8 protein-coding genes are annotated in these 9,425 nt (G+C 71.8%); 2 read left to right on the top strand and 6 right to left on the bottom strand.

The annotated features are described in order from the left end of the window. Positions 1–512: 512 nt before the first annotated feature. Together ACZ53N_RS32405 and ACZ53N_RS32410 are read right to left on the bottom strand one after the other, a co-directional pair. Positions 513–1,013 carry a hypothetical protein gene (locus tag ACZ53N_RS32405; RefSeq protein ID WP_469144377.1) on the bottom strand — a complete coding sequence of 167 codons (501 nt, stop codon included), beginning with the start codon at positions 1,011–1,013 and terminating at the stop codon, positions 513–515. Between the two features lie 81 nt (positions 1,014–1,094). Next, on the bottom strand, positions 1,095–1,421 hold the full coding sequence (locus ACZ53N_RS32410; protein ID WP_469144378.1) for an SH3 domain-containing protein: 327 nt from the start codon (positions 1,419–1,421) through the stop codon (positions 1,095–1,097). Positions 1,422–1,600: 179 nt separating this feature from the next. Between ACZ53N_RS32410 and ACZ53N_RS32415 the strand changes: the two genes are divergently transcribed. Next, positions 1,601–3,820 carry a protein kinase domain-containing protein gene (locus tag ACZ53N_RS32415; protein ID WP_469144379.1) on the top strand — a complete coding sequence of 740 codons (2,220 nt, stop codon included), beginning with the start codon at positions 1,601–1,603 and terminating at the stop codon, positions 3,818–3,820. Positions 3,821–3,860: 40 nt separating this feature from the next. Here the strand turns inward: ACZ53N_RS32415 and ilvD are convergent, their stop codons facing one another. The 4 genes from ilvD to ACZ53N_RS32435 all read right to left on the bottom strand — a co-directional run bounded on the left by ilvD (position 3,861) and on the right by ACZ53N_RS32435 (position 8,278). After that, positions 3,861–5,711, bottom strand: a complete 1,851-nt coding sequence (gene ilvD, locus ACZ53N_RS32420) for a dihydroxy-acid dehydratase (RefSeq protein ID WP_469144380.1) — start codon at positions 5,709–5,711, stop codon at positions 3,861–3,863. A 166-nt stretch (positions 5,712–5,877) separates the two neighbouring features. Then, positions 5,878–6,501 carry a TetR/AcrR family transcriptional regulator gene (locus ACZ53N_RS32425; protein ID WP_469144381.1) on the bottom strand — a complete coding sequence of 208 codons (624 nt, stop codon included), beginning with the start codon at positions 6,499–6,501 and terminating at the stop codon, positions 5,878–5,880. After that, entirely contained in the window at positions 6,498–7,322 is an 825-nt protein-coding gene (locus ACZ53N_RS32430; protein ID WP_469144382.1) for a sugar phosphate isomerase/epimerase family protein, read from the bottom strand. Before ACZ53N_RS32430 ends, ACZ53N_RS32425 begins: the two co-directional genes overlap by 4 nt. A 23-nt stretch (positions 7,323–7,345) precedes the next feature. After that, entirely contained in the window at positions 7,346–8,278 is a 933-nt protein-coding gene (locus ACZ53N_RS32435) for a Ppx/GppA family phosphatase (RefSeq protein ID WP_469144383.1), read from the bottom strand. Positions 8,279–8,322: 44 nt separating this feature from the next. Between ACZ53N_RS32435 and ACZ53N_RS32440 the strand changes: the two genes are divergently transcribed. Further along, positions 8,323–9,189, top strand: coding sequence for a DUF3109 family protein (locus ACZ53N_RS32440; protein WP_469144384.1), 867 nt, complete (start codon positions 8,323–8,325; stop codon positions 9,187–9,189). Positions 9,190–9,425 lie beyond the last annotated feature (236 nt).

The raw sequence follows: 9,425 nt of genomic DNA on the forward strand, positions 1-9,425 counted from the left end.
TTTGGCACGCTGTTGAGTTCTCAAGGAACGGACGCTTCCTTTGTACTCACCCTCTCGGGCTTTCCTCCGGGCGCTTCCCTTCGGTATTTCGTGTTTCCAACCTTACCAGATCCGTTTCCGGCCCTGGCCCCCTGCTGGAGCGGGGTCCCACCGGCTCGCTTTCGCTTTCCGGCGGTTCCGACTCTATCAGATCCTTTTCCGTGCCGTTCCCGGCTCGAATTCGTTTCCGATTCCCCGTCGGCGGGGATTTGTTTCGCGCCTTTCGGCGTGATCACTACTTTAGCGGATTCCCCCGGCGGTTCCTAATCGGAACCCGGTCCCGAATTCCGGCATGCCGAAATCGATCCCGTTCAAGGGCCGTGCAGTAGAGATTGCCGCCAGTCAGGCGTGAAGTGCCGCCGCACCGTCCTCGCGGACGCCGTGGCAACTCGGAGAACTCTACACGAGCTCCAGGGGTGCTTCACCCCGGGTGGGTCTGCCTCTTGGGCCTGGTTCCTGGCCCCGTTCCCGGCCTAGCCCTTGCGCTTCTTCTTCCGGGCCGCCGGGTTGCCCGCACGGGTCGTGCGGCGGCGCTCGTAGCGGGTGCGCGCCTCCTCGTACTCCTCGCGGTGGAGCCGCTCGCCCGGCGCCTCGCGCAGGGCGCGGAAGAAGTAGGCGAGCAGCGACCCGATGAAGCCGATCATGAGGATGCTTCGCATCGACTTCTCGGCCGCCGGGTCGGCCGCCGGGTCCGGGCGGCGCTGGAAGCCCTCCCAGGTCCGGCGGAAGGCGAGGGCGCTGCACACGGCGAAGGCGACGACCACCAGCATGTTGACCACGTTGCCGACCTTGGCGACGGCCAGGCCCTCGTATCCCAGGCGGAGGACGAACGCTCCGGCCGCCGCCGCGGCGAGCGCGCCCACGGCGACGCCCGCCCTGCGCAGTGCGTAGCCGCCGTCGTGGTCGACCCAGGTCGTCCCGAAGAACCGGATCGGTTCCGGCTGCGGACCCGCTGCCTCGTGCTCATCGCTCATACGGCGATTATCGCCGTCGGCCGGAAAACCAGGCCCGGAGGATCGGGCCCGAAGGATCGGAGCCGGAGGCGGCCGGAGGCGTCAGCCCGAGCAGCGGACGGCCACGAAGTCGCTGCTGCCCGTCTTCACATACGCGTCCGACACATACTGACCCGGCGCGATGCTGTCCCAGACGTCCGTGGTGCCGCACGGGCCTGAGACCGTCTCGCCGCGGGTCTGGCAGCGGATCGGCACGCTGGAGCCCTGCGGGAGGACCTTGATGAGCTGGCTGGTCGAGCTCGGGCCGCGGCGGACGTTGACCTGGTACCCCGGGGCGAGCGGGTAGTAGGTCACAGCCGCGGCGGCCTGGACCGAGAGCGCCGCGCTCTCGTCATTGCCGCTGGTCTCGGTGAATTCCTCGGTGGCCATCCGGCCCTCCCCCGTGCACGCGTCGAAAGTCGGTCGAAAGTCGTCGGAAAACTGGGTGCGTCTGTATGTCATGTGCAGGCTAGCAAGGCCCCTCGGTATGGCTTCCGGGTCTGTGAGATGCCATCGACTAGGCTCCGGCACGCCGCCTGACGCGGCCGAAATACAACGGGGGTGGGGGAATGCCGCCGCTGCGCACATCCGGGACGGGCCCGGAAGCGGAGGAGCCGGAGTATGCCGGCCGGTACCGGTTGGAAGGGCGTCTCGGCTCCGGTGGCATGGGGGTGGTGCACCTGGCGCGCTCCGCGTCCGGACTGCCTCTCGCGGTCAAGGTGGTGCACGCCGAGTACGCCGTGGATCCGGAGTTCAGAGCGCGGTTCCGGCAGGAGGTCGCGGCTGCCCGGCGGGTGAGCGGAGCGTTCACCGCGCCGGTTGTGGACGCGGACCCGGACGACGAACGGCCTTGGATGGCCACCCTTTGCATTCCCGGCCCCACCCTTGCCGAGCGGGTGAAGCGGAACGGTCCGCTGAGCCCCGACGAGGTGCGTCGGCTGGCGGCGGGGCTCGCGGAGGCGCTGCGCGACATCCATCGTGCGGGCGTCGTGCACCGCGACCTCAAGCCGAGCAATGTGCTGCTCGCCGAGGACGGGCCGAAGGTGATCGACTTCGGGATCTCCCGGCCGTACGACAGTGAATTGCGCACCGAGACCGGGAAGCTGATCGGGACCCCGCCGTTCATGGCGCCCGAGCAGTTCCAGCGGCCGCGGGAGGTCGGGCCCGCGGCGGATGTGTTCGCGCTGGCCTCGCTGCTGGTCCACGCGGCGACGGGGCGGGGGCCGTTCGAGTCGGAGAGTCCGTACATCGTCGCGTATCAGGTGGTGCACAACGAGCCTGAGCTGGCCGGTGTGCCCGAGGATCTCGTTCCGCTGATCCTCGCGTGCCTGGCGAAGGAGCCCGCCGACCGGCCGACGCCTGACGCGATCATGGCCATGCTGCCGCACGCGTCCCCTTCCTCCCCTCTTGCCTCTGCTACCCCCACGCCTTTCCCGCCCCAGGTCCCCGAACAGCGGAACAGCACCCCCGTCCCGGCCGCGGGCCCCACCGAGCCCACCGAAGTCCCCCCTCCCCGCAAGGCCCGGCTCCGGCGGCGGAAGGGGTGGATCGCCGCTGCCGCCGTGACCGTCGTGGCACTGGCCGCCGCCGGCGGGTACTGGGCGCTGCGCGAAGTGGACGGGTTGCATCGGCCGTCGGAAGCCCGCGCCACGCCGATGGGTGCCGCCTGGCAGCCGTGGGAGACGTCCGTGCGAGAGGACGCGGCGGGGGACGGTGAGGTGCGGGCCGGGTTCTGTACGTACGGGAAGTCGGCCCTGTACTGCTCCGCGCGCGGGGTGTCGGCGGCCCGGATCCGGCCCGGTGACGGCGAGGTGGCCTGGCGGCGGAAGGTGGCGGGCGGGTCGGCGCGGCCCGGTGACGGCGCGCCGAGCGCGCCGGTCGTCTCCGGCGGGCTGGTGCACGTACTGGCGCCGGACGGGCGGCGGCTGTCGGCGCTCGATCCGGCGTCGGGCGAGCCGCGCTGGACTCGGGACGTGTCGGCGTTCCGGGGCCGGGTGTACCACGCGGGCGACACCGTGCTGCTGGTCGCGGCGGACGGCGTGGTCACCGCCGTCGACGGGGCCACGAACAAGGAGCGGTGGCACCACGGGCTGCCCGGCCACTCCAAGCCCGTCTTCTCCTCGTACGGGTCCGGGCCCGCCTATGCCGTCACCCCGTCGCCCGACGGGCGCAGCACGCGGATCGTCGCGCTCGACCCGGTGCGCGGCACGACGTTGTGGCAGCGGACGGCCGACGGCAATCTGACCGCCGTGGGGGCCGGACCGGGCGGCGTCCTCCATCTCAGCGCCGCCGACGCGGACACCCGGGTTTCCGCGGTCGTCAGCTATGACCCTGCCGCCAAGCGCGAGCACCGGGTGCCGCTCGGCACGCCGGTGGCCGCCACGAGCGTCGTCGCGCACGGCGGTTCGGTCTATGTGCTGTCCTCGGACGGCGGGCTCACGGCCTTCGCCACCGCCGTGGGATCGAAGTCGGGATCAAAAGAGGGCTCGGGAGCTGGATCCAAACCCTCGGCCCGGCTGTGGCGGCTGGACACCTCCGTCGCCAACGCGTCGGCGCTCGTCGCCGCCGACGACCGGCTGTACTTCTCGGCGGCCGACGGGCGGCTGCTGGCCGTGGACACCGCGCGCGGCACGCTTCTCGGGCAGACGTCACCCCGCCTGGCCAGGGCCGGGCGGGGCTATCTGGAGCTGCTCCCGGTGCCGGTCGCGGCGGACGGGAAGGTGTTCGGCGCGGCCCCGGACGGGACGGTGTTCGCGGTGGACGCGGGGTCACCGTCCCGGTGGCGGTAGCGGGGCGCGGTGCCCCGGCGTTTCCAGCCGGGGGCACCGCCTAGCCCAGTCGGGAGACGTCCCGGACGGCGCCCTTGTCGGCGCTGGTGGCCATGGCCGCGTACGCCCGCAGCGCCGCGGAGACCTGGCGCTCGCGGTTCTTCGGGGCGTACGTGCCGCCGAGCGCCTCGCGGCGGGCCGCCAGCTCCTCGTCGTCGACGAGGAGCTCGATCGAGCGGGCCGGGATGTCGATGCGGATCCGGTCTCCGTCGGCGACCAGGGCGATCGTGCCGCCGGAGGCCGCCTCGGGCGAGGCGTGGCCGATGGACAGGCCCGAGGTGCCGCCGGAGAAGCGGCCGTCGGTGATCAGGGCGCAGGACTTGCCGAGGCCGCGGCCCTTGAGGAAGGACGTGGGGTAGAGCATCTCCTGCATGCCGGGGCCGCCCTTGGGGCCCTCGTAGCGGATGACGACGACGTCGCCCTCCTTGATCTCCTTGCGGAGGATCTTGTCGACGGCGTCCTCCTGGGACTCGCAGACGACGGCCGGGCCCTCGAACGTCCAGATCGACTCGTCGACGCCGGCCGTCTTCACGACACAGCCGTCGACGGCCAGGTTGCCCTTGAGGACGGCGAGTCCGCCGTCCTTGGAGTAGGCGTGCGCCGCGTCGCGGATACAGCCGCCGGCGGCGTCGGTGTCCAGGGAGTCCCAGCGCTCGGACTGCGAGAAGGCGGTCGCGGAACGGACGCAGCCGGGCGCGGCGTGCCACAGTTCGACGGCCTCGGCCGAGGGCGAGCCGCCACGCACGTCCCAGGTGCCGAGCCAGTCCTTGATGTCGGGCGAGTGGACGGTGTGCACGTCCTCGTTGAGCAGTCCGGCGCGGTAGAGCTCGCCGAGGATCGCGGGGATGCCGCCGGCGCGGTGCACGTCCTCCATGTAGTACGTGCCGCCGGGGGCGACGTTGGGCGCGACCTTGGCGAGGCAGGGCACCCGGCGCGAGACCGCGTCGATGTCCTTGAGGTCGTAGTCGAGCCCGGCCTCCTGGGCGGCGGCGAGCAGGTGCAGGATCGTGTTGGTCGAGCCGCCCATGGCGATGTCGAGGGCCATGGCGTTGTCGAAGGCGGCGCGGGTGGCGATGTTGCGCGGCAGGACCGACGCGTCGTCCTGCTCGTAGTAGCGCTTGGTGATCTCGACGACCGTGCGGGCGGCGTTCTCGTACAGCGCCTTGCGGGCGGTGTGGGTGGCGAGGACGGAGCCGTTGCCCGGGAGGGAGAGGCCGATGGCCTCGGTCAGACAGTTCATGGAGTTGGCCGTGAACATGCCGGAACAGGAGCCGCAGGTCGGGCAGGCGTTCTCCTCGATGCGCAGGACGTCCTCGTCGGAGACGTTCTCGTCGACCGCGTCCACGATGGCGTTGATCAGGTCGAGCTTGCGGACCGTGCCGTCGACGAGGGTGGCCTGGCCGGCCTCCATCGGGCCGCCGGAGACGAAGACGACGGGGATGTTGAGGCGCAGGGCGGCCATCAGCATGCCGGGCGTGATCTTGTCGCAGTTGGAGATGCAGATCAGCGCGTCGGCGCAGTGCGCCTCGACCATGTACTCGACGGAGTCGGCGATCAGGTCGCGGGAGGGCAGGCTGTAGAGCATGCCGGCGTGGCCCATGGCGATGCCGTCGTCGACGGCGATCGTGTTGAACTCGCGGGGCACCGCGCCCGCCGCCAGGATCGCGTCGGAGACGATCCGGCCGACCGGGGCGAGGTGGGTGTGGCCGGGGACGAACTCGGTGAAGGAGTTGGCGACCGCGATGATCGGCTTGCCGATGTCCTCGCTCGCTACGCCCGACGCCCGCATGAGGGCTCGGGCACCCGCCATGTTGCGGCCGTGGGTGACGGTGCGGGACCTCAGCTCGGGCATCCTGCTCCACTCCTCGAAGTGCGTCGGCGCGCGGCGTTGGCCCGCGCCGGGTCGGCGTCTTCCGAGCCTACGCCCGTGATCCAAGATCCGGACAGGATCTCCGCGATATGAGACGCAGGGCTCAGCCCTCGGGCGGCCCTCGCTCAGGTCTTCGGGCCGTCCTCGCTCAGCCCTCGGTCAGGTGGCGCTGGACGACCGGGGCCACCATGGCGATGACCTCTTCCAGGTCCGCCGAGGCCAGGGGCTCGACCTTGATCACATGGCGCAGCAGGGTGACGCCCATCAGCTGGGCCGCGGCGAGCTCCGAGCGCAGCCGCGGCTCCGGGACGTCCAGCTCGCCCGCGACGCGGTCCATCAGCCGGAGGGTGACGAGCTCACGGAAGATCGCGGCGGCGGTCTCGTTGGCGAACGCGGACCGGACGATCGCGAGGAGCGGCTCCCGGGTGACGGGGTCCTCCCACACACCGAGGATGTAGCGCGTCAGCCGCTCCCCGATGGTCTCCAGCCCTCCGGTCGAGACGACGTCCTGGGCCTGGAGCGCGGGTGCGAAGGCCACCTCGACGGCCGCGCCGAAGATCTTCTCCTTCGGGCCGAAGTAGTGGTGGACGAGCGCCGGGTCGACGCCCGCGCCCTTGGCGATGCCCCGGATGGACGCCTTGTCGTAGCCGTGCTCGGCGAACTCGGCGCGGGCGGCGGTGAGGATCCGCTCGCGGGCGCCGGGGCCGTCGCCCGCGTCCGTACGGGCGGGTCTGCCGCGCTTCCTCGGGGCGCCCTCCCGTGCGTCGCTCACAGGCGGGGCACGCGGGTCGGGGAGGCGAGGTGCAACCGGGTGAAGGCCAGGGCCTCGGCGAGGTCGGCCTCGCGCTCCGCGCTGGACATCGCGCGGCGGGTGTTGACCTCGATCACCACGTGCCCGTCGAAGCCGCTGACCGCGAGCCGTTCCAGCAGCTCGGCGCAGGGCTGCTTGCCGCGGCCGGGCACCAGGTGCTCGTCCTTGGCGGAGCCGTTGCCGTCGGCTAGGTGGACGTGGGCGAGCCGGTCGCCCATCCGGTCGATCATCTGGAGGGCGTCCGTGCGGGCGGTCGCCGTGTGCGAGAGGTCGACGGTGAAGTGGCGGTAGTCGTCCTTGGTGACGTCCCAGTCGGGCGCGTAGGCGAGCATCTCGCGGTCGCGGTAGCGCCAGGGGTACATGTTCTCGACGGCGAAGCGGACGTCGGTCTCGTCCGCCATCCGCCAGATCCCGCGTACGAAGTCCCGCGCGTACGAGCGCTGCCAGCGGAACGGCGGGTGGACGACCACGGTGGTGGCGCCCAGCTTCTCGGCCGCCGCCCGGGCGCGCTGGAGCTTGACCCACGGGTCCGTCGACCAGACGCGCTGGGTGATCAGCAGACAGGGCGCGTGGACGGCCAGGATCGGGACCTGGTGGTAGTCGGAGAGGCGGCGCAGCGCCTCGATGTCCTGGCTGACCGGGTCGGTCCAGACCATGACCTCGACACCGTCGTACCCGACGCGGGCGGCGATCTCGAAGGCCGTCGCCGTCGACTCGGGGTAGACCGAGGCCGTGGACAGCGCGACCTTCGCATCCGGGATGCGCACCACTGGCTCTGTCACGGGGAACAGCGTACGACCGCCTCTCACGGGACGGGCAGGTGGTCCAGCCGCCGGAGGATCACTCCTTCCCGCAACGCCCACGGGCAGAGCACCAGCTCTTCCACTCCGAACAGGTCCATCGCCGCCTCGGCGACGAGCGCGCCCGCCACCAGCTGGGGCGCCCGGCCCTCCGACACGCCGGGCAGCGCGGCGCGCTGTTCGACGGTCATCGCGGCGAGCTTGGGCACCCACTGTTCCAGGGCGCGGCGGCTGAGGGTGCGCTTGACGTAGAGGCCCTCGGTGGAGCGGGCGGCGCCGGCGATGCGGGCGAGCTGCTTGAAGGTCTTCGAGGTGGCGACGATGTGGTCGGGGGCGCCGCGGCGGGAGAAGTCACCGACGATGCGGGCGATCTGGGCCCGTACGTGGCGGCGCAGCGCGCGGACGTCGGTGGGGTCCGGCGGGTCGCCGGGGAGCCAGCCGGCCGTCAGCCGGCCGGCGCCCAGCGGCAGCGAGACGGCCGCGTCGGGCTCCTCGTCCAGGCCCAGCGCTATCTCCAGGGAGCCGCCGCCGATGTCGAGGACGAGGAGCTTGCCCGACGACCAGCCGAACCAGCGGCGGGCGGCGAGGAAGGTCAGCCGGGCCTCCTCGTCGCCGGTCATGACGGGCAGCGTGATGCCGGTCTCTTTCGTCACGCGCGCGAGGACGGTGTCGGCGTTGGCCGCCTCGCGGACCGCGGAGGTGGCGAACGGCAGGACCTCCTCGACGCCCTTGTCCTCGGCGGCCTGCAGGGCTTCCTGGATGACGGCGATCAAGCGGTCTATCCCGGCGTCGCTGATCGCACCGTCGTCGTCGAGGAGTTCGGCGAGCCGCAGCTCGGTCTTGTGCGAGTGGGCGGGCAGGGGGCGGGCGCCCGGATGCGCGTCCACCACCAGCAGGTGAACCGTATTCGAGCCCACGTCGAGGACACCGAGTCTCATGGCGTGAACGCTACTGCCGCTCGCGGGGCGCTTAGGCTTGAGGGGTGGCGAAGACGAAGAAGGCGAAGCAGGGCAAAGCGCAGGACAAAGCCTCCAAGAAGACCAAGGTCATCGATGTGAAGGCCGAGATCTCCGACGAGGTGGGGCTTGATTTCGCCCGTGCCTGGGTCGAATTCCCCGACCCTGCGGACGAAGAGCAGCTCTTCCGGTGCGATCTGACCTGGCTCACCTCTCGCTGGAGCTGCATCTTCGGCAGCGGCTGCCAGGGCATCCAGGCGGGGCGCGCCGCCGACGGCTGCTGCTCGCTGGGCGCGCACTTCTCCGACGAGGACGACGAGAAGCGGGTCGCGGGCCATGTGGCGCGGCTGACGCCGGACATCTGGCAGTTCCACGACGTGGGCACCGACAGTGGCTGGACGCAGCTCGACGAGGACGACGGCGAGCGGCAGACCCGGCGCTGGAACGGCTCGTGCATCTTCCAGAACCGGCCCGGTTTCGCGGGCGGCGCGGGCTGCTCGCTGCACATCCTCGCCCTGAAGGAGGGCCGCGAGCCGCTGGAGACCAAGCCGGACGTGTGCTGGCAGCTGCCGATCCGGCGTACGTACGACTGGATCGACCGGCCGGACGACACACAGGTGCTCCAGGTCACGATCGGCGAGTACGACCGCCGCGGCTGGGGCCCGGGCGGCCACGACCTGCACTGGTGGTGCACGTCGGCGACGTCCGCGCACGGCGCGGGTGACCCGGTGTACGTGAGCTACGCGCCGGAGCTGACCGAGCTGATGGGCAAGGAGGGGTACGCGCGGCTGGTGGAGCTGTGCGAGGAGCGGCTGTCCTCGCTGCTGCCGATGGCTCCGCACCCGGCGGACGGAGGGCGCCCGGCGAAGCCGGCCGCCGCTGACGCGGGCTGACGCGGCTTCCGCGCGGGGCGGTTCGGGGCGGTTCGGGGTGACGTTCGCAGGTCGGCTCGCGGGTATCCGCGCGGCGCGCGCGGGCGCCTTCGAGGGACAGCCCACCGGGGCGCGCCGCGGGTCGGCTCGCGAAGGCAGTCCGCGGGATGGCCCGCTTAGGCAGCCCACAAGGCGGCCCGCGGGTCAGTTCCCACGGCAGGGCAGGCCCCCAGGCGCGATTCACCCGGCAGACCGCA

This window comes from Streptomyces sp. NPDC033229, from assembly GCF_055576875.1.